This window comes from Acinetobacter sp. C26M (genome assembly GCF_023702675.1).
Classification (GTDB): Bacteria; Pseudomonadota; Gammaproteobacteria; order Pseudomonadales; family Moraxellaceae; genus Acinetobacter.
This window is the reverse complement of the sequence record NZ_CP098478.1, coordinates 3,887,160-3,912,742: the sequence shown is the minus strand read 5'-3', so window position 1 is coordinate 3,912,742 and position 25,583 is coordinate 3,887,160. Positions and strand designations below refer to the sequence as shown.

Here is a 25,583-nt window from a genome sequence, read left to right as displayed (position 1 = left end):
GCATGGCAAAGACGATTTTAATTACAGGTGCAAGTTCGGGTTTGGGCGCAGGTATGGCGCGTGAATTTGCCGCTAAAGGCTACAATCTTGCACTGTGTGCAAGACGTCTAGAGCGTCTAGAAGGCTTACAACAAGAGTTGCAAGGTCAGTTTTCGATTCAGGTGGGTATTAAGACGCTGGATGTGACCCATTACGATGATGTGTTTACGGTTTTTAAAGCCTTCCAGCAAGAGTTTGGGACAATTGACCGTATTATTGTCAATGCGGGTGTGGGTGAAGGTCGCCGTATCGGTAAGGGGCATTTTGAAGTTAACCGCGCTACTGCTGAAACTAACTTTATTTCTGCGCTAGCGCAGTGTGAAGCAGCGGTTGAAATCTTTAGAGCGCAAAATAAAGGTCATTTGGTGGTGATTTCTTCGATGAGTGCGATGCGTGGTTTACCTAAGCATTTGTCGACCTATGCCGCCAGTAAAGCAGCAGTGGCGCATTTGGCGGAAGGTATTCGTGCAGAATTATTGGATACGCCAATTAAAGTCTCAACGATTTTCCCTGGTTATATTCGTACCGAGTTGAATGAGGGTGCCAAGAAATTACCATTTGAAGTGGATGAGAAAACGGGAAGTAAGGCTCTGGTGAAGGCGATTGAGAAGGAACCCGTGAAGGCGTATGTGCCGCAGTGGCCGTGGTTGCCAATGGGGATTGCAATGAAGATTCTGCCGTTGAAACTTGTGAATAAACTGAGTTGATTTAAATGGTTATAGCGGAGTCTTACTATGGTCTCATTTTTAATTTTAGACTAAGCCACTACGTCTTGCACTTCAGTTGAAATATATTTCAACTTCGTTCAGGTTCGACCTACTTTTCTTTCGGGAAAAGTAGGCAAAACCTGAGGTACGAATAGTAAAGATTAATAATCTTTGCCGTACCGCAAGGTAAAAGCTCTGCTTGAGCAATAAACTACGCACTTTGTTTGTCTTGCGCTAGCCCAAAGCTTTAAGCACTTTGGTTAGCTCAGGTTGTGGATGACGTTTACGCGTATCATCTTTCTTGTCGAACTCAGATTAAATTAATTTCTTGCTGATATTTACTATTGTGACGGCGGCATGGATGCCGCCAGTTTGGCAGGGGTCACATGGATGTACCCTCTGCCAAACAAAGGATTTTTGCTTACTTTTCATCCCTGAAAAGTGAGATATGCCTATACAAAGGGTATAGGTTTTTTCCTAATAAATGAGGCCGTGCAATGCCTGTATTTACTAAGACAAAGCCCTAATCAACTTTTGGTGTAAACCACCAAAACCACCATTGGACATGATCACCACAGCATCGCCCTCACCTGCTTCGTTCACCACACGGGCAATGATGTCATCTAAAGAACGGCTGACTTCTGCCTTGTTTGATGATGCCGAGATTACAGGTTGTAAATCCCAATCCAAGCCTTCTGGCTGATACCAAATCACTTCATCTGCTAAACGAGCTGAATGCGCTAAACCATCTTTATGGCTGCCCATACGCATAGTATTAGAGCGTGGTTCAATGATTGCCCATAATTTGCGTTCACCTAAACGTTTACGTGCGCCGTCGAGTGTGGTCTCAATCGCAGTTGGGTGGTGGGCAAAGTCATCATAGACTTCGATGCCGCGAACCGTACCTAACAGCTCCATACGGCGTTTAACACCACCGAAGTTAGATAAGGCATCACATGCTTGTGCAAGGCTGACACCAACGTGCTGTGCAGCAGCAATGGTTGCCAAAGCATTGGCAACACTATGCTGCCCTGTCATATTCCATTTTACTTCACCAACTATTTTGCCGTGCTCAAGTACTTTAAAGTGGCTACCATCAGCACTGATTAACTCAGCAGATAAAGCTGCTTGATCACTCGGCTCTAGGCTGGTACGAAGCACTGGTGTCCAGCAGCCTTGTTGCAACACTTCATCAATATTGGTTTCAGTAATTGGCGCAATAATACGACCTTCGCTTGGAATGGTACGGACTAAATGATGGAACTGTTTTTGAATCGCGGCAAGGTCATCAAAGATATCTGCATGGTCAAATTCAAGGTTGTTCAAAATCGCTGTTTTAGGGTGATAGTGAACGAACTTAGAACGCTTATCGAAGAATGCAGAATCATATTCGTCTGCTTCGACACAGAAATATTTTCCACCACCTAATCGCGCGCTTTCGCTAAAACCAAGTGGAACACCACCAATCAAGAAACCTGGATTTAAACCTGCTTGATCAAGAACCCAAGCCAGCATAGTGGTGGTGGTGGTTTTACCGTGTGTACCTGCGACACCTAGTACATGTTTGCCTTGGAGTACATGATCTGCCAAGAATTGTGGACCAGAAATATAAGGAAGGCCTTCATTCAGCATATATTCAATCGCATCAATACCACGTTTCATGGCATTGCCGACAATCACAAGATCAGGATGCGGTTGCAAGTGGCTACGGTCATAGCCCTGCATCAATTCAATACCTGCATTTTCAAGTTGAGTCGACATTGGTGGATAAACATTGGCATCTGAACCTGTGACTTTATGTCCTAAATCTCGTGCGAGTAGAGCCAAAGACCCCATAAATGTGCCACAAATACCCAAAATATGCAGATGCATAACGCGCCTTCTCCACTGCTTTTCATACAGCACTGATATCGTATGTATGATTGTCGTTATCAATAAAAATCAAACGCAACGATAGCAAGGCTTGCATGGAAAAGATAGTCAAAATTCGTTGTTGTTGTTTACTTAAAATGATGCAGATAGATGCTAATATTTCAACGGTTTTACTGGCATGCTATTCCCTATTGTTCAACCCTGATTTGGATAAAAGAACACGATGTTGAGCCCGACACTTTTAGCGCTATGTTTGTTGATTATTTCCAACTGTTTTATGACCTTGGCATGGTATGGGCATCTCAAAATTTTACATGATGCGCCAATCTGGCAAGCGATCTTATTTAGCTGGTGCATTGCCCTGCTGGAATACAGTTTTATGATTCCTGCCACCAAACTGCTTAACCAACATGGCTGGAGTCTGGGTGAAATGAAAATTACTCAGGAAGTAGTTACGTTGATGGTATTTGTGCCATTTATGATTTTTGTATTTAAACAGCCCTTCAAACTCGATTATATCTGGGCGATGTTGTGTTTAATGGGCTGTGTCTACTTTGTTTTTAGAAATCAAAGCTAATTTTCGAAGTGTCAGATAACGCGTTCTTTTGTTGGGGATGCTTGAAAAAACCGCTATAATATTTGCCAATTTATTCCCTTGTGCTTGGCGTAAGTCGAGATACTTGTCTATTTTTATCATGTTTTGGAAAAGCCAATGAATGCGGTCGCAACAGATAGCCAACCTTTAGTCGGAATTATCATGGGTTCTCAATCAGATTGGGCAACACTTGAACATACCGCTAACATGCTCAAACAGTTGGGTGTTCCTTTTGAAGCTGAAGTGGTTTCTGCGCATCGTACGCCAGATCGTTTATTTGAATATGCTGAAACAGCACGTGATCGCGGTATCCAAGTGATTATTGCGGGCGCTGGTGGCGCTGCACATTTACCAGGTATGTGTGCTGCTAAAACTGATTTACCTGTATTGGGTGTACCGGTTAAATCATCAATTTTGAATGGTGTTGATTCATTGCTTTCGATTGTACAAATGCCAGCAGGTATCGCAGTCGGTACTTTGGCAATTGGTCCGGCAGGTGCAACCAATGCTGCAATTATGGCGGCACAGATTTTAGGTTTAACCCGTCCAGACATCGCTAAAAATGTGGCTGACTTCCGTACCGCACAAACAGAAAAAGTATCGAGTAATAACATTCCTGGTCATGAATGAGGACAAGCAAAGCAACGCTTAGCCCGAATGCAAGACGAGGACTTTGTCCGAGTGAGAGGATAAGCAAACTTAAAGCATTGCTTTAAGGCTTTGCCCTGAGGAGCGTAAGCTCCGCAAGAAGACGAGTAAGAATGTTGCTTTAAGGATTTGCCCGAGCAAAAGAGTTACAGATATGAATAAAACGATTGGCATTTTTGGTGGTGGGCAGCTAGGCCGGATGATGGCGCAAGCAGCGTTACCACTTAATATTCAATGCACCTTCTTTGAAGCAGAAACAGATTGTCCTGCTGCGATTTTGGGTCCAGTCTTTTCGAGTCAAGCGGCACAGGGCTTACAAGATTTTATTGCAAGTGCAGATGTATTTAGTCTTGAATTTGAAAATACGCCTGTTACAGATGTTGATGTTTTGACGCAAAGCAAAACTTTGCACCCTCCTCGCCTTGCTTTGGCGACTGCACAAAATCGTTTAGCTGAAAAACGTTTGTTTGATGAGTTAAGTATTCCTGTTGCGCCGTATCGTGCTGTGGATAGCTTAGAGAGCTTAAAACAAGCGGTATCTGATCTTGGATTACCCATCGTCTTAAAAACCGTAACTGGTGGCTATGATGGTAAGGGTCAATTCGTTTTACGCTCTGAAGATCAAATTGAAACAGCTTGGACTGAATTAGGTCCTGCAAAAAGTTTGGTCGCAGAAAGTTTTGTCAAATTTAGCCGTGAAGTATCGATCATCGCGGTACGTGGACAAAATGGTGATGTGAAAACTTGGGCTTTGGCCGAGAATCACCATCATAATGGTATCTTGTCACACTCAATCGTACCTGCACCAAATAGCGCTGATTTACAGCCTGTTGCGCAAGACTATATTACCCGTTTGTTGAAGCACTTAGATTACGTGGGTGTTCTCACACTTGAACTATTTGTCACAGAACAAGGTTTATGCGCCAATGAAATGGCCTGTCGTGTGCATAATTCAGGACATTGGTCAATTGAAGGCGCGATTTGCTCGCAATTTGAAAACCATATTCGTGCGGTTGCAGGTTTACCATTGGGTGCAACTGAAGTGATTCGCCCAAGTGTGATGATCAATATTATTGGTCAGCATCCCAAGTCAGAAGATGTTTTGGCACTGAATGGCGCGCATTTACATCTCTATAATAAGTCTGAACGTACGGGTCGTAAGCTAGGACATATTACTTTGATGCCAAATCATTCAGATGATTTAACAAGTTTATGCCGTCAATTGGCGAAAATATTACCTGTTCCATTGGCATTAACCGATGATATGAGCATCTAAACTTATCCACAACACCTAAAAAAGCGATCTTTGGATCGCTTTTTTTATTTCATATACTTTTTAAATTTAAAAATAGAGAAAGAGTCTATTGTGGATAACTTGTTTTTGATATTTTGAATTTAAAATAGTGGAGGTTGTTTGAATTTAAATGACAGTGGATAAGTGTCTGTGGGTTTTAAATTCAAAACGAGGGTATTGTTTTAAATTTAAAACTGAGGGAGTGGTTAACTTTTAAATTTAAATTGTTGGGTTGTGGGTATCTGTTTCTTCTATAATAACTGCATAAAAAATATGGGTTTGTTATCCTTGTGGGATCCTGTTTGAAACAATCACTCGTTTATATGGAAAAATGAATTTAAAAGTGGATAAGTTTTAAATTTAAAACCGACGTGTTATCCAGTGGTGATGTTTTTGAATTTAAACAAACCTTGTTGATAACTTTTAAATTTAAAATAAAGCCTGAATTATGAATTTAAAAACAGGGTTTTAAATTTAAAAGCCGCCAAATGAATTTAAAGTTACGTTTCCAAACTATACATCTTCATAGAGCGTGTTAAGGTGGAGAGGAAATTTAAATTCAAAAGTTTTGGTTCAGACATGAAACGTCATTTTTCTTTTTTTCTAGGCACTGCCTTATTTACTTTTTTCAATCAGGCGCATGCCGAGCTTGTGATTAACGGTGCAACAGTTTCGACATCGACCACAACAGCAGCTGTTACCAGCAGTAATTATACGCCAAATTCCAATTTCCAGGGTTGTATTGCCAATTTACGTTCACAGGCGATTGCATCGGGTGTATCAGGTGCAACGTATGATCGCTATACGCAAAATTTAACCCCAGATTATTCCGTGATTGATAAATTAAATTATCAGCCTGAATTTTCGACACCGATCTGGGATTATTTGTCGGGCCTTGTGGATAACGAGCGTGTACAAGCAGGGCAGCAAAAACTTAGTCAACATCGTGCCGTCTTGAACCGAGTTGAGCAGGCATATGGTGTGCCTGCCGAAACGGTCGTAGCAGTGTGGGGCGTCGAAAGTAACTATGGTGATATTTCGGGTAAATATCCTTTATTACAGGCATTGGGTACTTTGAGCTGTGAAGGTCGCCGTCAAAGTTATTTCCGTGGCGAGTTTTTTGCCACCATGCGTATTTTACAACGTGGTGATTTAACCCAAGACCAGCTTTATGGTTCATGGGCTGGTGCGTTTGGCCATACTCAATTTATGCCATCAACTTATGAACGTTTAGCCGTCGATTTCGATGGAGATGGCCGCCGTGATTTGGTTTCAAGTACCACCGATGCCTTGGCTTCGACAGCTAATTTCTTAAAACGAGCAGGGTGGCAAACTGGCATGCCGTGGGGTTTTGAAGTCAAAATTCCACAAGGGATGTCGATCTCTGGTGAAAGTCGTCGTAATAAGAAAGCACTGAATAGCTGGATTGCGCAAGGGGTCACCCGGGCTGATGGTACTGCGTTGATTCAAGGTAATTTATCGGGCAGTACACCAGCTGGTTTGATTTCACCAGCGGGTGCCAATGGTCCATTATTCCTAGTATTTAAAAATTTCGATGCAATTTATAGTTATAACGCGGCTGAAAGCTATGGTTTAGCCATTGCGCATTTATCCGATCGTTTACGTGGGGGTACGCCATTTTTAACTGCTTGGCCAACCGATGATGCTGGGACATCCCGTGCAGAACGTCGTGAAATTCAAAAGTTTTTAGTGCAACGTGGTTATGATATTGGTGCAGTCGATGGTTTGATTGGTGATAAAAGCCGACAAGCAATTCGCCAAGAACAAACTCGCTTAGGTTTGAACCCGACTGGACGCGCAGGGCAGCAGATTCTTCGTGCGTTCCGTCAGGAACAAGCGAAGCAAATGATGCGGTAAATTTATATCAGATAAAATAAAAAGGTCTGCCAAGTGCAGACCTTTTTAATTAAGGCGCAGTATCTAGTTTAACTGCTTCTAAAATATCAAAAATCACAGCGGTGACATCTTGGCTTAAATCACGATCATTAAAGATTTCGTAAGCTGTGATGGTAACATCGGTATCACTTGGTAATTGTTTTTGTTCTTCTTCAATCAAGTGTTCGATCGGTAATAGTGTTTGTTTGATCTCAAGGTGCAATACTTCATCATAAGCAAGATTTTCATCTTCAAGCTCTAACTCTTGCTCATTGAAATAGGGAATTAAGATGGCATGGAGATAAGGGCTAATATCTTGAATATTCAAGAGTTCGATATCACGAGTTTGTTCAATCGTACTGATGTGGTCGTTCACTTCAATTAAGATATGATAATAACTCATGCTGATCTCCATTAAGGCTAAGATGATGTTTTATCATCACAATAACATGAATAAATCAAAAGAATCGACCCATTCTTGTTATTGCTTAGCAGATCATCTTATATCTACCTATTATGTTTTATTGATCTGTTTTTAATCAGCTAAACCTAGTAGCTTTAGATCAGTATCAGTCAGTTGAAAATCTTTCGCATCCTGATCTTTAATACGTGGATACATCAAAGATCTTGGATCACGAGTATGCTTTAGACCCAGAGCATGACCAAATTCGTGTGCTAAGGTTAAACGTAAGTCATCAGTTGATGAAAATTCATAAATAAAAATCTGTTTTCCATCAAATTGACCTTTGTGTAGCACTTCAGGTTTAAATGTCTCATTAAAATCATTTACTGAAGCACTTAACTGTTGATGGACTTGTTTTGATTTTTCAGCTTTTGCCTGACTTTGCTGGACTTTTTGGTTGTATTCCGTAATTTTTGCCTGCAACTTTTGGGCTTGTTGCTGCAATTGTTGTTGCTGTTTTTGCAGTGCAGTGAACAATGCTTTATTGTTACTGTCTGCTTTATATTGTGCTAAGCCTTGCTGATACTGTTGCGCCTGAGTTTCGTAAGCTTTCTTTTGTAGCTCAAGTTGTGCATTGCTTTCTACTAAATCAGCATTGGTTTTCTGCAACTTCTCATTTTTATTCAACCAATTCTGTTGTTCTTGCTCAAGTTGGCTCAAACTTTCAGCACGTTTCATGCTGCGAATTTGTCGTTGGTCAAAAACGAGATTAATCACGAAATCTGCTTCAGGGTCATAAACAAAATATTTTTGACCGGTATTCTTTTCCCAAATTGCAGCTGCTTGTTTACTTAAGTCGATCATTTGCTGTGGATCGATGTTCAAGCGAGGGTCAAGTTCAGCAATGCGATAGCGCAACGGTTGTTCTGTGCTGTAGCGAACTTGTGACTGTGCTGGAGCAGTCGCGCTAATTTTAGCAAAAGTCGAGACTGGGGCTAGCACGGTAAAACATGCAGCCAAAACGAGAGATAAAAGACGCATAATAGGAGATAAAGCTTGAAAGAGGTCACATTTTAGTCAAAAAAAATCAGTAGTCAAATTGATGGAAGAAGGTTCAACTTATGAGTTTTAACGATATTTCTGGAAAATGAATAAAAATACATTTGTAGACATATTGGTAAAAAAACGAGATAAAAAAACAGGGTTTGTTTATTAAATGATCTAAAACCAATGCCAGAACAACTGTTTATTTTTTATTTTTAATGTACTCAATCTTTAAGAGATGATCAAAGTGTGTTGCAAAAACATTTTTTTACATCTCCAAAAATACATTCCATTTCACATAAAATATTTATTTATTTGTACAAAAACTATACTTAAAGTCTATTGGTTGTTAATTCTTGTAAAGTATTCATGTTGTATGGGTCATTAATAAATGGCTTTTACCAAATCTTTATCTGAGTCGGTTAGCGCAAACTGTTGGAAATTTTGCTTTTGGATCACAGGGTACATCAGTGAGCTTGGGTCATTGGTATGCTCTAAACCAAGCGCATGACCAAATTCATGTGCTAAGGTCAAACGCAAATCATTGGTAGAAGAAAATTCATAAATCAGGATTTGTTTGCCGTTAAAGTGACCTTTATGGAATAAATGTGGTTGAAATACCTGATTAAATTGGCTTGCTGATGCAACCAGTTGTTGATTGGTTTGATTTAGATTCTGAATGCGCTGATTGAGCTGCTGTGTACGCTGGTTATGTTCTTGAACTTCGCGTTGTAACATTAAAGACTGTTGTTCTAAGACCCTTTGTCTTTGTGAAAATTGTTGAGCCAAATCTTTAGAACTAGAACGTGTTTGGTTGAAACGCAAAACTTCGGTATTGTATTGCTGGAATTGGAGATTGAGCTGTGCCTGTTTACTGGCGATTAAAGCCGTTGTTCTTTGAATTTCCGCTTTAAGTTGTTGTAATTGTAGATTTTGATTTTCCCACTGTTTTTGTTGTTGTTTCAGTTGATCTAGACCTTGTAGGCGATCCGTGCTGCGTTGTTGACGCTCGTCAAAGATTAAATTGATGCTGAATTCGGCTTGTGGATCATAAATAAAGTTTTGCTGTCCTGTTTCTTGTTCCCAAAGTTTGGCTGCTTGTTGGGTGAGTTCGAGGACTTGTTGTTGGCTTAAATTAAAGCGTGGATCAATATCAGCTATACGATAATGCACTATTTTTTTTGTGGTTTGGTGTCGATGAGCATCCATATGATTGATGTTTGCTTGTGCGTTGCCTAACTGAGGTATGCTGACACTTAAATAAGCAATAAAGAATGCTAGATAATGAAATCGCATTGTGAAACCCCCCAAATAAAACTTATTTTTCATCATTATTTTGTGGGCGTCAAAATGCTATGTATTTAATAAATAAAACTAAAAAATGTGATTTTGTTCTAATAAATAAAAAATTGGATCGAGTGATTTGCACAATAAAAAAATCAATAAAATGTTTGTTTTTTGATCGTAAGTTAAAAAATATCAAGGGATTAAATTTATAAAAGCATAAATTAGGTTGGTGGAGTGCAAAAAATCAGCCAATTGTTAACTTTTGTAAAATTAATGCGAAGTTGAAAAGTTTTTTACTTTTTAGTTAAAAATTGCTGGATTGTGACATTTATAGTCCATCCAATTTGAATCATTTTTAGGGGGATAAGACCATAACAATTTACTGTGATTATCTTGCGAGTAAAAGAGAGAGGTCTGCTTGGGTCAAACGGAAATGCGTTGTATTTTGATCTCTCATAATGGGATACATCAGTGCTTGAGGATCATCACTATGCTCTAAACTCAAAGCATGACCTAGCTCATGTGCGATGGTTAAACGTAAATCATCTGGAGATTCAAACTCATAAATTAATATTTGTTTGCCATTAAATAGACCTTTATGAAATAAATGTGGCTTAAAGCGTTGTTTGTATTGGCTGACCGAAGCATTGAGCTGCTGGTCTAAACTATTCAACTCATCAACTTGTTGATTTAACTGAATGATTCTCTGATTATATTGATCAATTTCTTGCTGTAGTAACTGCACATTTTGAGATAAGGCATGTTGCTGTTGTTGGAAATATTCAAGATTGGCAAAAGAGCTGGGATGCCGTTGTGCATTTTGCTGTTCTAGATTGTAGCGTTGGATTTGCTGATTCAGTTGCTGTTGTTTTGAGTCGAGAAGCTGCTTACTACGTAGGATTTCCTGTTCAATCTGATCAAGCTGCTGCTTTTTCTCTACCCAGTGTTGTTGATTCGATTTAAGCTGGCTAAGGTGTTCGCGACGTTGTTCGCTTTCCATTTGACGCTCATCATAGATCAGGTGAATCGCGAGCTGAGCATTGGGGTCATAGACAAAATAATCTTGCCCTGTGCCATCTTTCCAGATTTGGGTTGCTTGTTGGCTAATGGCTTGTACTTGCTCGATACTGAGTTTAAAACGAGGATCGACTTCGGCAATACGATAGCGTAGGCGTGTATCAAGTGGGCTGCTAATTCGATCAGTGAGCGAATTAAATTTAAGTTGTGGGTGTTGGCGGGTTTGATAACCCGACCAGAGTATAAAGAGGAGCAATGCAATAATGAAGGCGAGTTTCATTCAGTATTTTTTTTAAATAAAGGTTGGTACAGACTGGGTATGACTAAAATTCCCCAGATGAGTGTAGAGAGAATGTTGCCTAGCTCATAAAAAATAGCACCTAGACCAGACATAAATGTCCATGAATAGCTCGGTAAAAGATAAATAAGTAACAGTGGGAAAAAACTATAGACATAAATCTTTCTTGCCCATTCTTTAAATAGTAGCAAGCCAATCAATACAATAATAAAACCAACCGAAATTATGCCTGAGATGAAAAGTTCCCATTGTTGAGGGTCTTTTGTTAATAGTTCATTAATTGCAATTGAGGTTTCATCGTATGCATCAAATATGACACTTATCAAAATACTAAGTAGGGAAAAGATAAGCATTAATCTAAATTTGGTTTTGCTCAGTACGGGATCTGTTTTCATCTTCTATCTAGGTATCATTCTTTTAGTGCTTTGGATTATACAGAAAAAAGTTTCGCTTATTTAAACTGCTTTGCTGATGATGCGATTAGTTTGGAAGTGTTGTTCAATTACTTGTTATTCATTGGAACAGCTGCCATATTGAATTTTATTGCTGAATATCAATAAAAATGCAAAGGAATATGCATGCTGAAATATCTACTCAAAGCGCCTGAGGCTGCATGGGCTGCGGCTTCACCCGCAGCAGCAAAAGCAGAAAATCTAAAAATCAAATATTTGGGGACAGCAGGGTTTATCTTGTCTGATTCCAATCGAACCTTAGTACTTGATCCTTTTATCAGCCGTCCAAATCTCTGGCAGACTTTGACCCAGCCGTTATGTAGCGATCCCGCTTTGGTCAAACACTATATTCCATATGCAGATGAGGTACTGATTGGGCATGCGCATTATGACCATATTTTGGATGCACCAGAGCTTTGCAAACAAACAGGGGCTCGTTTGATCGGTTCGGAAGCGAGTTTAATGTATGGGCGTTCCGCAGGCTTGCTTGAGCAACAGATGCAAGCCACGCAGGGAAGGGAGGTGATTCACTGTGGCGAGTGGCAAGTGGTCGGTTTACCTTCAATTCACGGTAAAGCACTGTTTGGTCGTATTCCATTACCAGGAGATATGACCACACCACCGCCTTTTCCACCGAAGTTTCATCAGCTGCGACATGGCTTAGTCTTGAACTGGTGGATTGATACAGGGCAACTGCGAGTTGTTCACATTGATTCTGCGGATTTTATTGAGCAAGAGCTGCAGGGCAGACAGGCAGATATCGTGTGTCTTTGCGCGATAGGGCGTAAATATCGTCCAAACTATGTCAAAGATGTGGTGCGGTTATTGAAACCGAAATACATTATTCCATGCCACTGGGATACGATGGTGACGCCGATTGATGCGCCACCGCAGTTGTTGCCAGGGGTAAATATTCCTGAGTTTATTGAAGAAATAAAAGCTTGTGGTGTCGTGCCTTTGTTTATGCCGATTTTGGGTGAGCTATATTTTGACCAATCTGTAAAAGTTTAAGGCATAAAAAAACCGCGCTTGCGCGCGGTCTTTTTTAAAGAGACAAATTATTTTTTGTCATCTTTTACTTCTGTGAACTCAGCATCTACAACGCCATCGTCCGCTTTCTGTTGTTGACCAGCATCACCACCTTGGAATGCATTTGGATCAAAACCTTCTGCACCGCCAGCACCTTGCGCTTGTTCATAAGCACGTTGAGTAATTGGCATCAAGATGTTTTGTAAAGCTTCAGTTTTCGCTTTGATGTCTTCAACATCATTTTCTTTGGTAGCTGCTTCAAGCTCAGAAACCGCAGTCGCGATCGCAGTTTTTTCATCTTCAGTAACTTTATCACCAAGATCTTTTACTGCTTTGTTTGAGCTAGAAACTAAAGCATCCGCTTCGTTGCGTGCTTTTGCTAACTCTTCAAACTTACGGTCTTCTTCTGCATTCGCTTCAGCATCTTTGATCATTGCTTCGATTTCAGCATCAGACAAACCTGAGTTTGCTTTGATCTGGATCGATTGCTCTTTACCAGTGCTCTTATCTTTCGCAGATACTTTTAAGATACCGTCAGCATTGATGTCGAACGATACTTCAATTTGCGGTACACCACGTGGAGCAGGTGGGATATCGCCTAATTGGAAGTTACCCAACAATTTGTTTTGTTGAGCCATTTTACGTTCACCTTGGAACACTGAAATGTCTACAGCAGGCTGGTTATCAGCAGCAGTCGAGAACACTTGAGATTTCTTCGCAGGAATCGTGGTGTTTTTCTCAATGATCGCTGTTAATACGCCACCCATGGTTTCGATACCAAGTGTTAACGGTGTTACATCTAATAAAAGTACGTCAGTTTTGTCACCAGACAATACCGCACCTTGAATCGCTGCACCAATCGCAACTGCTTCATCAGGGTTCACGTCTTTACGTGGCTCTTTGCCAAAGAATTCTTGTACTTTTTGTTGTACAAGTGGCATACGAGACTGACCGCCCACCAAGATCACGTCAGAGATGTCAGAAGTCGAAAGACCAGCATCTTTAAGTGCAATACGGCAAGGCTCAATTGTACGAGCAACTAAGTCAGCCACTAAACCTTCAAGTTTTGCACGTGTTACGTTGATCACTAAGTGTTTAGGACCAGTCGCATCAGCCGTGATGTATGGAAGGTTGATTTCAGTTGCATTTGACGAAGAAAGCTCGATTTTTGCTTTTTCAGCAGCTTCTTTCAAACGTTGTAACGCAAGTGGATCATTTTTCAAGTTCACACTTTGTTCTTTCTTGAATTCTTCAACCAAGAATTCAATTAACGCGTTATCAAAGTCTTCACCACCAAGGAAAGTATCACCGTTTGTTGATAACACTTCGATTTGTTGGTCGCCATCAAGGTCAGCGATTTCAATGATTGATACGTCGAATGTACCACCACCTAAGTCATAAACCGCGATTTTACGATCGCCTTCTTTTTTGTCCATACCGAACGCAAGTGCCGCAGCAGTTGGTTCGTTGATGATACGTTTAACATCAAGACCTGCAATTTTACCTGCATCTTTAGTTGCTTGACGTTGTGCATCGTTAAAGTAAGCAGGAACAGTAATCACTGCTTCAGTAACGGTTTCACCTAAATAGTCTTCTGCTGTTTTTTTCATCTTTTTCAAGATTTCAGCAGAGATTTGTTGAGGTGCTAATTTTTTATCGTTTACTTCAACCCAAGCATCGCCATTGTCAGCTTTGATGATTTTGTAAGGTACAAGACCGATGTCTTTTTGTACCGCTTGATCTTCATAACGACGACCAATTAAACGCTTGATTGCGAATAATGTGTTTTTTGGGTTAGTTACAGCCTGACGCTTTGCACTTTGACCAACTAAGATCTCGCCATCTTTGTATGCAATGATTGATGGAGTTGTGCGTGCGCCTTCTGCATTTTCAATTACTTTTACTTTATCGCCTTCAAGTACAGCAACACATGAGTTGGTAGTACCTAAGTCAATACCAATAATTTTTGCCATTGTTTGTGTTCCTCTAAAATTTTGTGAATCCTCAGATTACCCCCCTTGTTACAGGGACGTTGAAAGAGGATTTTCTTGTTATTCGATATGAGAGTTAATCGGTTTTTTTCAAGCATTTTTATGAAAAAAAATCAAAAAACTCTCAAATTTTTGCAATTTTGAGCAAATAAATACGTTGCTCGCCTGAATTATTGACCCACCATTACCATTGCTGGTCGGAGTAGACGACCATTTAAGGTATAGCCTTTCTGTAAAACAGCACCAATTTGATTGGCTTGAGCCGTTGGATCGATGCCAACAGCTTGGTGTAAATCCGCATTGAAGCCATTTTGTGTATCAGCTTCGACCACACCAAATTTTTCCAGCGTCGTTAATAGTGATTTCAAAGTGAGCTTAATCCCTTCAAGCACAGGGGTTTGCTCTTCACCAGCAGCTTGAATCGCACGTTCTAGGTTGTCGACAGAATCCAATAATTCTTTCGCAAATTTTTCCAGCACAGTCTCTTTATGCTTTTCAGATTCACGTTGAATACGTTCAACGCTTTTTTGTGCTTCATAAACAGCATTGGCTGTACGTGCTTTTTCTAGTTTCAAGCTTTCTTCGAGTTTAGTGATTTGCGCTTGTAAATCTTCAACGCTAAGCTCGTTTGCTTGCTCTACACCTTCAGCTTGAGTTTGTTCAGCCTGTTGCTCATTTTGAATGTCTTGAGCTTGCTCATTGTGCTCATTAGCCATTGATGATCTCCGTTGAAAAAAGTTCTTAAACATGTACAGTCCTTTTAGCGTGAATGCTCATAGGGTTAAACCCGAACTGCCACATCTTGGTCATTCATAGATAGGGATGAAGTATGGGCAAGGCGACAAAATTCAAGCGTTCAGGTCGATTTAAATCTTTTAATTTTGTTGATTTAGGTAAAAACTTAAGTTTTCGATCACAAAAGCAATAAATTCTTGAGTTATTTTCGGCAAATGCTGTCTTGATGCATAGACTAAAGACAAGGTCAGGTCTGGTGCGGAAAAATCAGAAAATACCTGTTGTAAACGTTGATGAGCAATATCTTTGCGTACCAATAAAGTTGGCAACATGGCAATGCCTTGTGCCTTGAGACACATTTGATAAAGCGCGATCACGTCATTGCTTTTAAACGTAACATTTAAAGGATAGTTCTGGGGTTGCTGATCTGTATCAAACAATGTCCAGTATTGATTATGGGTATGATGAGCAATACATTCATGTTGAATGAGTTGACTAGGATGCAACAGGGGAGTGTGATCCTGTAAATAGTGGGGATGCGCGCAAAAGATAGATTCAATCTGACAGACTGGACGAGCAATCAGCCCATCCGCGACTTTCTGGGTAATGCGTAGAGCAAGATCAACATGCGCATCCATTAAGTCGACGGTATTTTCAGTTAAATACACATCAAAATGAATCTGCGGATAGCGTTTCTTAAACTGTTTAATACATTCATTGACCCCCAATTGAAACAGAAACAAGCCACAGGTAAAGCGAATCGTCCCACTATGTTGTTCAGGGGCGGCCAATCCTTCGAGCAAGTGTTGCTGCTGTAAAATATTTTCACAATAGACCAGTGCTTTTTCACCTGCTGGGGTCAGTGAAACTTTACGGGTATTGCGTTGAAACAAACGAGTTGAAAAGGTTTGTTCAAGGTGTTCTAAATAGCGAGACACCATGGCTTTAGAGTAATCTAAATGTTCGGCTGCTTTGCTGAGATTGCCCTGATGGGCAATACATACGAAGACTTGAATGGCTTTTAAGGTATCCATGTTTATTATCATTGTTGCAAGATATGCAACATTTTATCTTAATTTAGAGTGTTTATTCAGCAATAATTGCAATTTAAAGTGTTCCTTATCAGATTGGAGACGATAAGATGAACACCAAACCTTATATCATTGCTTTATCCACTTTAGCGGCAACATCTGCGGCTTTTGCACAAGACTTAAAAATTCAAAACTTTTTGGCTCAGCCTGAGCACTTCGGTGTGACCTCAACCTTAATTGAAGGTGACAAAGAAGTCTTATTGGTGAATGCCCAATTTTCTAAATCAGAAGCATTGCGTATCGCTGCTGACATTCTAGATAGTGGTAAAACCTTAAAAACGATTTTTGTCAGCTATGGCGATCCAGACTTCTATTTTGGTTTAGATGTGTTTAAGCAATACTTTCCGAATGTGCAGGTGATTGCGACCCCTGAAACAGTGAAGCATATTCAGGATACACAAGCGCTGAAAGTACAGTATTGGGGACCAAAAATGGGTGCCAATGCACCGAGCAAGATTATTGTTCCCCAAGCGTATACGGCTAAAACCTTAAAATTAGAAAATGAAAATATCGAAATCAAAGGTAACAAAGAACTCACTTATTTATGGATTCCGAGTGCCAAAGCTGTTGTTGGTGGTATTCCAGTGTCATCGGGTATTCATCTTTGGACTGCTGATACCCCAACAGCCAAAGATCGTGCAGAAGTGGTACAGACCTTAGAGAGTATCAAAGCACTCAATCCGCAAGTTGTGGTACCCGCGCATATGAAAGCGGGTGCAGCGGAAGGATTGGATGCGGTGAATTTCTCAATTGACTATTTAAAGCAATATGAGAAAGCAGTCAAAGTAACCAAGAACTCAGCTGAATTAATCCAAATGATGCAAAAACAGTATCCTGCTTTAGGTGAATCAAGCAGCTTAGAGTTAGGTGCTAAAGTGGTTAAAGGCGAGATGAAATGGCCTTAATGCCGGGTAGATAAGATGAAGAACCGTGATGAGCAGTCACGGTTTTTTTATGGGTGCTACATTTATTTTTAATTAAAATTACCCAATTGTAATCTTTTGAGAAGCTTATGCAGTGTTTCTATGAATTATCAAAAAATAAGATAAACGCTTTTTTACAGGCAAAATAAAAATGAAATTACTTAGACCAGAACAGCTTAGCCATTTTGTTTGATTTAAAAAATATGTGAAACATCAACATGGTTGGTTTAAGAAAAGTTTCAAAACAATGCAGCTTACATAACAAACTGCAACTAATCCGCATCACGTCCAAGAAAAAAATTGTGAATTATAGGCAACGCAAAGACAACTTTGCTTTTTGTCATAAATGAAAGGAAATACACAATGAAAAAGTTAGCATTGATCTCTATGGTTGTATCTGGTGTTGCATTAACAGCTGTAGGTTGCTCGACTCAAGGTGGTTTGGATGCTTCAGGCTCTGCTCAAACCAGTGCAAGCCCAACAGGCGTACAAGGTGGTGTTGGTGTACAAGCAGGTTCATCAGTTGATGTTCAACCTGGTGGCGTTTCTGCTGATGTTTCTGGTTCGGCATCCGGTTCAGCTGGTACGACTGCGCAATAATTTTTTAGGTTTAAGTTGGCTTCGTATAAGATTGAACATTAGATGCCGCATGCAATCTTACGAATGTACTGCTATACATTGCGCGAAGTTGACTTAATTCATAAAACTGACACTTTTGAAGTGCTATAAAACTAGAACGAATTCATTGGTTCTAGTTTTATTGATTTAACAAAAAATGTTAAAACATCATTTAATTGACATAAAAAGTGGATATGAATAAGCACTATGGTTAATGACTTTTTGATAATAGCCCTTTAGCGTACGACATATTTTTCAAATCTTGAACTTGATCTAAGACTTTAGAAAAGCATATAGTCGAAGACAACAAGAATTATGGACAGAGCGAAGAAGGGGACAGAAGTGACAGCATTACCTCAAAGAATTCAAACAATTTTAGATAAAGGACAAGGTCCTGCTGCACGAGCACTTGATAAGCTCCCCAAAATTGTACAAGAGTCTCTCGCTAAGCTTTTGGCTTATCCATACCAATATCCAGATTTAGACTCATTTACCAAATGCCTGATGGCAGTTCAAATTAAACAAGGTCGCATTGGTTTTATTGGTGATGATCCGATAGAGTCTCGTCGTCAGTTTGATGCACAAATGTTGGCAATTATTAATAAGCCGACATCGATTGAATCGGTTGAAGATATTCGTCTTCCTTTGCAAAGCGGGACAGTCTTTGCTAGACATTATCATCCTGCGCCCAATAAGAAATTGCCGATCATCGTGTTTTATCATGGTGGTGGTTTTGTGGTGGGCGGTTTGGATACCCATGACGAAGCTTGTCGTATAATTGCCAAGTACGCAAAAGTACAAGTACTCAGTATTGATTATCCACTAGCACCAGAAGCATCACCACAACTGTTGATCAAATCATGTGAAGATGCATTGGCATGGGTTTATCAAAATCGCCGTCAGTTAAAAATCTATAAAAATCGTATCGCTGTTGCAGGGGATAGTGCTGGTGGTAATATTAGTACCGTGGTTGCACAGCATTCTGTAGGCAAAGCCTATGCACCACAAGCACAGCTATTGATTTATCCAGTCGTTGATTTCAAAAGCCGCCATCCATCGTTTTATGCTTATGGTGAGGGCTTGGTGTTGACCAGTAAAGATGTGGATTATGTGACTGACTATTATGCGACACGGCATGATGTCGCATTAGATGACCCTTTAATCTCACCAACCTATGGAAGTCTCAGAAAGTTGGCACCTGCTTATGTGATTACTGCTGGACATGACTTACTGCATGATGAGGGGGCGATCTATAGTCATAAACTTAGACAAAATGGTGTCAAAGTCCAATATGTTGATTACCCAGATCAGACACATGGCTTTATCAACCTCACACCCGTCTCAAGTAAGGCAAAACGCAATACCATTGAAGTTGCCAAAAACTTTAGAAAGTTCTGGGATAAACATAGTTAATTATGTCTGAGCCGATGTTTCACGTGAAACATCGGTTTTTTGTTTTAACGATAACAAATAGAAATAGCAAAAAAGAATGAGCAAAACTAAGATGAGCATTCACAACAAATCTATGTTCAAGCCGAGAAAAGCAATGATGAAAAAGTTGTTCATGACAACAGGTTTAATTCTGGCAAGCAGCCATTTATTTGCAAATACCATGGTTGATATGAAAACCAGTATGGGGAACATTGAAATTGAACTTTTTGATGATAAAGCACCTGTATCTGCAAAGAACTTTGAAAGCTATGTAAAAAGCAACTTTTATACAGGCACAATTTTCCATCGTGTTATTCCAGGTTTTATGGTGCAGGGTGGTGGTCTAGATGCAAATATGATTGAGAAGACAACTAAAGCTCCAATTGTAAATGAAGCAAGCAACGGCTTGAAAAATACTCGCGGTACTTTGGCGATGGCACGTACGCAAAACCCAAACTCTGCAAGTAGTCAATTCTTTATTAATGTTGCTGACAATAACTTTTTAAATAAGTCACCAATGGATGCGGGTTACGCTGTATTTGGTAAAGTGACTAAAGGTATGGATATTGTCGATAAGATCGTAAATGTACCAACGGCAAACTACGGAATGCATCAAAATGTACCGAAACAGCCGATTAAAATTATCAGTGTACAGATAAAGAACAGTAAGTAAAAAACAAAGCAGAAATATGTTTAAAATATTTCTGCTTTAATTTTATATGCTTACGACAATTACGCTGCTTTGTTAAACAGGTTGGTGTGTAAAAAAAGAACATTCAATAAAACAAGGGTTTAAAAAGACTTGCGTACCAAAAAAAATCTCCTATAATGCACACATCCCGACGCGATGAAGCAAAAATAACTTAGCTTTACTGGTTAAGTTGTTAAAATTTATTGCGTTGATTTGCCACTGACGAGGTGGTGAAATGATCATTAAGAGAATAGAAGAACAACTTGTGTGGATTTTTACTGATTGATCGATCGAAAATATTTCATTGATTGAATGGTAGAAATTTCTCGAAGTTTATTTGAGCGAATTTTTAGTCAGAAAATTGATGAGCCAAGATTTGTAGCCATAAGCTACTAATGATTTTAAACTGAAGAGTTTGATCATGGCTCAGATTGAACGCTGGCGGCAGGCTTAACACATGCAAGTCGAGCGGGGAAGGGTAGCTTGCTACCTAACCTAGCGGCGGACGGGTGAGTAATGCTTAGGAATCTGCCATTTAGTGGGGGACAACATTCCGAAAGGAATGCTAATACCGCATACGTCCTACGGGAGAAAGCAGGGGATCTTCGGACCTTGCGCTAAATGATGAGCCTAAGTCGGATTAGCTAGTTGGTGGGGTAAAGGCCTACCAAGGCGACGATCTGTAGCGGGTCTGAGAGGATGATCCGCCACACTGGGACTGAGACACGGCCCAGACTCCTACGGGAGGCAGCAGTGGGGAATATTGGACAATGGGCGGAAGCCTGATCCAGCCATGCCGCGTGTGTGAAGAAGGCCTTTTGGTTGTAAAGCACTTTAAGCGAGGAGGAGGCTCTTCTAGTTAATACCTAGGATGAGTGGACGTTACTCGCAGAATAAGCACCGGCTAACTCTGTGCCAGCAGCCGCGGTAATACAGAGGGTGCGAGCGTTAATCGGATTTACTGGGCGTAAAGCGTGCGTAGGCGGCTTTTTAAGTCGGATGTGAAATCCCCGAGCTTAACTTGGGAATTGCATTCGATACTGGGAAGCTAGAGTATGGGAGAGGATGGTAGAATTCCAGGTGTAGCGGTGAAATGCGTAGAGATCTGGAGGAATACCGATGGCGAAGGCAGCCATCTGGCCTAATACTGACGCTGAGGTACGAAAGCATGGGGAGCAAACAGGATTAGATACCCTGGTAGTCCATGCCGTAAACGATGTCTACTAGCCGTTGGGGCCTTTGAGGCTTTAGTGGCGCAGCTAACGCGATAAGTAGACCGCCTGGGGAGTACGGTCGCAAGACTAAAACTCAAATGAATTGACGGGGGCCCGCACAAGCGGTGGAGCATGTGGTTTAATTCGATGCAACGCGAAGAACCTTACCTGGTCTTGACATAGTAAGAACTTTCCAGAGATGGATTGGTGCCTTCGGGAACTTACATACAGGTGCTGCATGGCTGTCGTCAGCTCGTGTCGTGAGATGTTGGGTTAAGTCCCGCAACGAGCGCAACCCTTTTCCTTATTTGCCAGCGGGTTAAGCCGGGAACTTTAAGGATACTGCCAGTGACAAACTGGAGGAAGGCGGGGACGACGTCAAGTCATCATGGCCCTTACGACCAGGGCTACACACGTGCTACAATGGTCGGTACAAAGGGTTGCTACCTAGCGATAGGATGCTAATCTCAAAAAGCCGATCGTAGTCCGGATTGGAGTCTGCAACTCGACTCCATGAAGTCGGAATCGCTAGTAATCGCGGATCAGAATGCCGCGGTGAATACGTTCCCGGGCCTTGTACACACCGCCCGTCACACCATGGGAGTTTGTTGCACCAGAAGTAGGTAGTCTAACCGCAAGGAGGACGCTTACCACGGTGTGGCCGATGACTGGGGTGAAGTCGTAACAAGGTAGCCGTAGGGGAACCTGCGGCTGGATCACCTCCTTAACGAAAGATTGACGATCGGTAAGAATCCACAACAAGTTGTTCTTCGAAGATGTATCTGAGGGTCTGTAGCTCAGTTGGTTAGAGCACACGCTTGATAAGCGTGGGGTCACAAGTTCAAGTCTTGTCAGACCCACCAAATCTGATTGCAGTAGCTTAGATTGAAAGATATGTCGTTCATTAAATGATAAGCTGGGGACTTAGCTTAGTTGGTAGAGCGCCTGCTTTGCACGCAGGAGGTCAGGAGTTCGACTCTCCTAGTCTCCACCATACATTACGAAGTAATGTAGAAAACGAAAGTTAAATTCCAAGATAGCTTATAGAAATTAATAAATAAGAAGATCGAAAGATCTTAGTTTATTAACTTCTGTGATTTATCACAGTTTACTACTCACCGACGAGGTGGTAGTTAATCATTAACAGATTAGAAAATTGAGTCTGAAATAAATTGTTCACTCAATTCATTCGAAAGAATGAAATTGAGAACTAGCAAAAACACTGAATCAAGCGTTTTGGTATATGAATTTAGATTGAAGCTGTATGGTGATTAAGTTCACAGACAACAAACCAGTAGCAATTAAGTTTGCAACGATAACACTCACTTGTATGTGTTAACGACTGTTTGGGGTTGTATAGTCAAGTAATTAAGTGCATGTGGTGGATGCCTTGGCAGTCAGAGGCGATGAAAGACGTGATAGCCTGCGAAAAGCTCCGGGGAGGCGGCAAATATCCTTTGATCCGGAGATTTCTGAATGGGGGAACCCACCCGCTATAAGGCGGGTATCATAAGCTGAATACATAGGCTTATGAAGCGAACGAGGGGAAGTGAAACATCTCAGTACCCTTAGGAAAAGAAATCAATTGAGATTCCCTTAGTAGCGGCGAGCGAACGGGGAGCAGCCCATTAAGTTGTGTGTGTTCTAGTGGAACGCTCTGGGAAGTGCGAACGTAGAGGGTGATATTCCCGTACACGAAAGGGCACACACAATGATGACGAGTAGGGCGAGGCACGTGAAACCTTGTCTGAATATGGGGGGACCATCCTCCAAGGCTAAATACTCCTGACTGACCGATAGTGAACCAGTACCGTGAGGGAAAGGCGAAAAGAACCCCTGTGAGGGGAGTGAAATAGATCCTGAAACCGCATGCATACAAGCAGTGGGAGCCGACTTGTTCGGTGACTGCGTACCTTTTGTATAATGGGTCAGCGACTTATATTCAGTAGCAAGGTTAACCGCATAGGGGAGCCGTAGAGAAATCGAGTCTTAATAGGGCGTTTAGTTGCTGGGTATAGACCCGAAACCAGGCGATCTATCCATGAGCAGGTTGAAGGTTGGGTAACACTAACTGGAGGACCGAACCCACTGTCGTTGAAAAGCCAGGGGATGACTTGTGGATAGGGGTGAAAGGCTAATCAAGCCTGGTGATAGCTGGTTCTCCCCGAAAGCTATTTAGGTAGCGCCTCGGACGAATACCATTGGGGGTAGAGCACTGTTTCGGCTAGGGGGTCATCCCGACTTACCAAACCGATGCAAACTCCGAATACCAATGAGTACTATCCGGGAGACAGACTGCGGGTGCTAACGTCCGTAGTCAAGAGGAAAACAATCCAGACCGCCAGCTAAGGCCCCAAAATCATAGTTAAGTGGGAAACGATGTGGGAAGGCATAGACAGCTAGGAGGTTGGCTTAGAAGCAGCCACCCTTTAAAGAAAGCGTAATAGCTCACTAGTCGAGTCGGCCTGCGCGGAAGATGTAACGGGGCTAAAACTATGTGCCGAAGCTGCGGATTTGACATTAGTCAAGTGGTAGGGGAGCGTTCTGTAAGCCGATGAAGGTGTATTGAGAAGTATGCTGGAGGTATCAGAAGTGCGAATGCTGACGTGAGTAACGACAAAACGGGTGAAAAACCCGTTCGCTGAAAGACCAAGGGTTCCAGTCCAACGTTAATCGGGGCTGGGTGAGTCGACCCCTAAGGCGAGGCCGAGAGGCGTAGTCGATGGGAAATTGGTTAATATTCCAATACTTCTGTGTAATGCGATGAGAGGACGGAGAAGGTTAAGTCAGCCTGGCGTTGGTTGTCCAGGTGGAAGGTTGTAGGCATGTATCTTAGGCAAATCCGGGGTACTCTATGCTGAGAACTGATAGCAAGCTGTACTTGTACAGTGAAGTGGCTGATACCATGCTTCCAGGAAAAGTCTCTAAGCTTCAGTTACACAGGAATCGTACCCGAAACCGACACAGGTGGTCAGGTCGAGTAGACCAAAGCGCTTGAGAGAACTCTGCTGAAGGAACTAGGCAAAATGGTACCGTAACTTCGGGAGAAGGTACGCTGCTGACGGTGATGGGACTTGCTCCCTGAGCTATTGGCAGCCACAGAAACCAGGCCGCTGCAACTGTTTATTAAAAACATAGCACTCTGCAAACACGAAAGTGGACGTATAGGGTGTGATGCCTGCCCGGTGCTGGAAGGTTAATTGATGGGGTTAGCGTAAGCGAAGCTCTTGATCGAAGCCCCAGTAAACGGCGGCCGTAACTATAACGGTCCTAAGGTAGCGAAATTCCTTGTCGGGTAAGTTCCGACCTGCACGAATGGCATAATGATGGCGGCGCTGTCTCCAGCAGAGGCTCAGTGAAATCGAAATCGCTGTGAAGATGCAGTGTACCCGCGGCTAGACGGAAAGACCCCGTGAACCTTTACTGCAGCTTGACATTGAACTTTGACCTTACTTGTGTAGGATAGGTGGGAGGCTTTGAAGTTGGAACGCTAGTTCCAATGGAGCCGTCCTTGAAATACCACCCTGGTAATGTTGAGGTTCTAACTCTGCCCCGTAATCCGGGGCGAGGACCATGTCTGGTGGGTAGTTTGACTGGGGCGGTCTCCTCCTAAAGAGTAACGGAGGAGTACGAAGGTGCGCTCAGCGTGGTCGGAAATCACGCGTAGAGTATAAAGGCAAAAGCGCGCTTAACTGCGAGACCCACAAGTCGAGCAGGTACGAAAGTAGGTCTTAGTGATCCGGTGGTTCTGTATGGAAGGGCCATCGCTCAACGGATAAAAGGTACTCTGGGGATAACAGGCTGATACCGCCCAAGAGTTCATATCGACGGCGGTGTTTGGCACCTCGATGTCGGCTCATCTCATCCTGGGGCTGAAGCAGGTCCCAAGGGTATGGCTGTTCGCCATTTAAAGAGGTACGCGAGCTGGGTTTAGAACGTCGTGAGACAGTTCGGTCCCTATCTACCGTGGGCGCTGGAAATTTGAGAGGATCTGCTCCTAGTACGAGAGGACCAGAGTGGACGAACCTCTGGTGTACCGGTTGTGACGCCAGTCGCATCGCCGGGTAGCTATGTTCGGAAGGGATAACCGCTGAAAGCATCTAAGCGGGAAGCCTACCTCAAGATAAGATTTCCCTAGGAATTTATTCCTCTAAAGAGCCGTTCGAGACTAGGACGTTGATAGGTTGGGTGTGGAAGCACGGTGACGTGTGAAGCTGACCAATACTAATTGCTCGTGAGGCTTGACTATACAACACCCAAACAGTTGTTGTATTCAAGATAAATTCAATACATAACTTGATTTAGTGT

General features: G+C 41.8%; 19 protein-coding genes, 2 tRNA genes and 2 rRNA genes. 14 read left to right on the top strand and 9 right to left on the bottom strand.

Annotated elements, in window-relative coordinates; genetic code table 11:
• Positions 1-2 precede the first annotated feature (2 nt).
• Positions 3-746: an SDR family oxidoreductase gene (locus NDN11_RS18060; RefSeq protein WP_251110401.1), complete on the top strand. Its 744-nt coding sequence runs from the start codon at positions 3-5 to the stop codon at positions 744-746.
• Positions 747-1,256: 510 nt separating this feature from the next.
• Here the strand turns inward: NDN11_RS18060 and mpl are convergent.
• A complete protein-coding gene (gene mpl / locus NDN11_RS18055) occupies positions 1,257-2,618 on the bottom strand; it encodes a UDP-N-acetylmuramate:L-alanyl-gamma-D-glutamyl-meso-diaminopimelate ligase (RefSeq protein WP_251110400.1) in 1,362 nt (453 codons plus the stop codon).
• A gap of 223 nt (positions 2,619-2,841) precedes the next feature.
• Between mpl and NDN11_RS18050 the strand changes: the two genes are divergently transcribed.
• From NDN11_RS18050 to NDN11_RS18035, 4 genes are all read left to right on the top strand, one after another.
• Positions 2,842-3,195 carry a DMT family protein gene (locus NDN11_RS18050; RefSeq protein WP_005186310.1) on the top strand — a complete coding sequence of 118 codons (354 nt, stop codon included), beginning with the start codon at positions 2,842-2,844 and terminating at the stop codon, positions 3,193-3,195.
• Between the two features lie 135 nt (positions 3,196-3,330).
• Complete coding sequence (gene purE / locus NDN11_RS18045) at positions 3,331-3,843, top strand: 5-(carboxyamino)imidazole ribonucleotide mutase (protein ID WP_167251541.1); 513 nt, start codon at positions 3,331-3,333, stop codon at positions 3,841-3,843.
• Between the two features lie 172 nt (positions 3,844-4,015).
• Positions 4,016-5,137 (top strand): 5-(carboxyamino)imidazole ribonucleotide synthase, encoded by a 1,122-nt coding sequence (locus tag NDN11_RS18040; RefSeq protein ID WP_251110399.1) that lies wholly within the window; start codon positions 4,016-4,018, stop codon positions 5,135-5,137.
• Between the two features lie 597 nt (positions 5,138-5,734).
• Entirely contained in the window at positions 5,735-7,033 is a 1,299-nt protein-coding gene (locus tag NDN11_RS18035; RefSeq protein WP_251110398.1) for a lytic murein transglycosylase, read from the top strand.
• Between the two features lie 49 nt (positions 7,034-7,082).
• Here NDN11_RS18035 and NDN11_RS18030 read toward each other — a convergent pair whose 3' ends face one another.
• The 5 genes from NDN11_RS18030 to NDN11_RS18010 form a co-directional block, all read right to left on the bottom strand.
• The gene (locus NDN11_RS18030; RefSeq protein WP_167251535.1) at positions 7,083-7,466 is read right to left on the bottom strand and encodes a hypothetical protein; all 384 of its coding nucleotides are present in this window, start codon (positions 7,464-7,466) and stop codon (positions 7,083-7,085) included.
• A gap of 120 nt (positions 7,467-7,586) precedes the next feature.
• Positions 7,587-8,495 (bottom strand): matrixin family metalloprotease, encoded by a 909-nt coding sequence (locus tag NDN11_RS18025; RefSeq protein WP_251110397.1) that lies wholly within the window; start codon positions 8,493-8,495, stop codon positions 7,587-7,589.
• A gap of 387 nt (positions 8,496-8,882) precedes the next feature.
• Positions 8,883-9,794: a matrixin family metalloprotease gene (locus NDN11_RS18020; RefSeq protein WP_251110396.1), complete on the bottom strand. Its 912-nt coding sequence runs from the start codon at positions 9,792-9,794 to the stop codon at positions 8,883-8,885.
• 379 nt (positions 9,795-10,173) lie between these two features.
• Positions 10,174-11,082, bottom strand: a complete 909-nt coding sequence (locus NDN11_RS18015; RefSeq protein ID WP_251110395.1) for a matrixin family metalloprotease — start codon at positions 11,080-11,082, stop codon at positions 10,174-10,176.
• A complete protein-coding gene (locus NDN11_RS18010; RefSeq protein WP_167251527.1) occupies positions 11,079-11,495 on the bottom strand; it encodes a hypothetical protein in 417 nt (138 codons plus the stop codon). The genes NDN11_RS18015 and NDN11_RS18010 overlap by 4 nt, the downstream gene beginning before the upstream one ends.
• Positions 11,496-11,678: 183 nt before the next feature.
• Between NDN11_RS18010 and NDN11_RS18005 the strand changes: the two genes are divergently transcribed.
• Positions 11,679-12,563: an MBL fold metallo-hydrolase gene (locus NDN11_RS18005; RefSeq protein WP_251110394.1), complete on the top strand. Its 885-nt coding sequence runs from the start codon at positions 11,679-11,681 to the stop codon at positions 12,561-12,563.
• Between the two features lie 47 nt (positions 12,564-12,610).
• Here NDN11_RS18005 and dnaK read toward each other — a convergent pair whose 3' ends face one another.
• The 3 genes from dnaK to NDN11_RS17990 form a co-directional block, all read right to left on the bottom strand.
• On the bottom strand, positions 12,611-14,554 hold the full coding sequence (gene dnaK / locus NDN11_RS18000) for a molecular chaperone DnaK (RefSeq protein ID WP_167251523.1): 1,944 nt from the start codon (positions 14,552-14,554) through the stop codon (positions 12,611-12,613).
• 188 nt (positions 14,555-14,742) lie between these two features.
• Positions 14,743-15,288, bottom strand: coding sequence for a nucleotide exchange factor GrpE (gene grpE / locus NDN11_RS17995; protein WP_251110393.1), 546 nt, complete (start codon positions 15,286-15,288; stop codon positions 14,743-14,745).
• A gap of 159 nt (positions 15,289-15,447) precedes the next feature.
• Entirely contained in the window at positions 15,448-16,341 is an 894-nt protein-coding gene (locus tag NDN11_RS17990; protein ID WP_167251519.1) for a LysR family transcriptional regulator, read from the bottom strand.
• 107 nt (positions 16,342-16,448) lie between these two features.
• Between NDN11_RS17990 and NDN11_RS17985 the strand changes: the two genes are divergently transcribed.
• From NDN11_RS17985 to NDN11_RS17950, 8 genes are all read left to right on the top strand, one after another.
• Positions 16,449-17,303, top strand: a complete 855-nt coding sequence (locus tag NDN11_RS17985) for an MBL fold metallo-hydrolase (protein ID WP_251110392.1) — start codon at positions 16,449-16,451, stop codon at positions 17,301-17,303.
• 381 nt (positions 17,304-17,684) lie between these two features.
• Positions 17,685-17,921 carry a hypothetical protein gene (locus NDN11_RS17980; protein WP_167251515.1) on the top strand — a complete coding sequence of 79 codons (237 nt, stop codon included), beginning with the start codon at positions 17,685-17,687 and terminating at the stop codon, positions 17,919-17,921.
• 360 nt (positions 17,922-18,281) lie between these two features.
• Positions 18,282-19,352 carry an alpha/beta hydrolase gene (locus tag NDN11_RS17975; RefSeq protein ID WP_251110391.1) on the top strand — a complete coding sequence of 357 codons (1,071 nt, stop codon included), beginning with the start codon at positions 18,282-18,284 and terminating at the stop codon, positions 19,350-19,352.
• Between the two features lie 133 nt (positions 19,353-19,485).
• Positions 19,486-20,043 carry a peptidylprolyl isomerase gene (locus tag NDN11_RS17970; RefSeq protein ID WP_216076290.1) on the top strand — a complete coding sequence of 186 codons (558 nt, stop codon included), beginning with the start codon at positions 19,486-19,488 and terminating at the stop codon, positions 20,041-20,043.
• A gap of 421 nt (positions 20,044-20,464) precedes the next feature.
• Positions 20,465-22,002, top strand: a 16S ribosomal RNA gene (locus NDN11_RS17965).
• A 59-nt stretch (positions 22,003-22,061) separates the two neighbouring features.
• Positions 22,062-22,138: transfer RNA gene (locus NDN11_RS17960), tRNA-Ile, on the top strand.
• 55 nt (positions 22,139-22,193) lie between these two features.
• Positions 22,194-22,269, top strand: a tRNA-Ala gene (locus NDN11_RS17955).
• A 364-nt stretch (positions 22,270-22,633) separates the two neighbouring features.
• A 23S ribosomal RNA gene (locus NDN11_RS17950) occupies positions 22,634-25,524 on the top strand.
• The 16S and 23S rRNA genes sit together here with 2 tRNA genes alongside, the layout of an rRNA operon.
• Positions 25,525-25,583: the final 59 nt, after the last annotated feature.

Coding starts and splice junctions, on each gene's coding strand:
- NDN11_RS17980 (WP_167251515.1), top strand. CDS start 17,685: ATGAAAAAGTTAGCATTGATCTCTATGGTTGTATCTGGTGTTGCATTA.
- NDN11_RS18010 (WP_167251527.1), bottom strand. CDS start 11,495: ATGAAAACAGATCCCGTACTGAGCAAAACCAAATTTAGATTAATGCTT.
- NDN11_RS18020 (WP_251110396.1), bottom strand. CDS start 9,794: ATGCGATTTCATTATCTAGCATTCTTTATTGCTTATTTAAGTGTCAGC.
- NDN11_RS18040 (WP_251110399.1), top strand. CDS start 4,016: ATGAATAAAACGATTGGCATTTTTGGTGGTGGGCAGCTAGGCCGGATG.
- NDN11_RS18005 (WP_251110394.1), top strand. CDS start 11,679: ATGCTGAAATATCTACTCAAAGCGCCTGAGGCTGCATGGGCTGCGGCT.
- NDN11_RS17970 (WP_216076290.1), top strand. CDS start 19,486: ATGATGAAAAAGTTGTTCATGACAACAGGTTTAATTCTGGCAAGCAGC.
- NDN11_RS18025 (WP_251110397.1), bottom strand. CDS start 8,495: ATGCGTCTTTTATCTCTCGTTTTGGCTGCATGTTTTACCGTGCTAGCC.
- NDN11_RS18060 (WP_251110401.1), top strand. CDS start 3: ATGGCAAAGACGATTTTAATTACAGGTGCAAGTTCGGGTTTGGGCGCA.
- NDN11_RS18030 (WP_167251535.1), bottom strand. CDS start 7,466: ATGGAGATCAGCATGAGTTATTATCATATCTTAATTGAAGTGAACGAC.
- mpl (WP_251110400.1), bottom strand. CDS start 2,618: ATGCATCTGCATATTTTGGGTATTTGTGGCACATTTATGGGGTCTTTG.
- NDN11_RS18015 (WP_251110395.1), bottom strand. CDS start 11,082: ATGAAACTCGCCTTCATTATTGCATTGCTCCTCTTTATACTCTGGTCG.
- NDN11_RS18050 (WP_005186310.1), top strand. CDS start 2,842: ATGTTGAGCCCGACACTTTTAGCGCTATGTTTGTTGATTATTTCCAAC.
- purE (WP_167251541.1), top strand. CDS start 3,331: ATGAATGCGGTCGCAACAGATAGCCAACCTTTAGTCGGAATTATCATG.
- NDN11_RS17985 (WP_251110392.1), top strand. CDS start 16,449: ATGAACACCAAACCTTATATCATTGCTTTATCCACTTTAGCGGCAACA.
- grpE (WP_251110393.1), bottom strand. CDS start 15,288: ATGGCTAATGAGCACAATGAGCAAGCTCAAGACATTCAAAATGAGCAA.
- dnaK (WP_167251523.1), bottom strand. CDS start 14,554: ATGGCAAAAATTATTGGTATTGACTTAGGTACTACCAACTCATGTGTT.
- NDN11_RS18035 (WP_251110398.1), top strand. CDS start 5,735: ATGAAACGTCATTTTTCTTTTTTTCTAGGCACTGCCTTATTTACTTTT.
- NDN11_RS17990 (WP_167251519.1), bottom strand. CDS start 16,341: ATGGATACCTTAAAAGCCATTCAAGTCTTCGTATGTATTGCCCATCAG.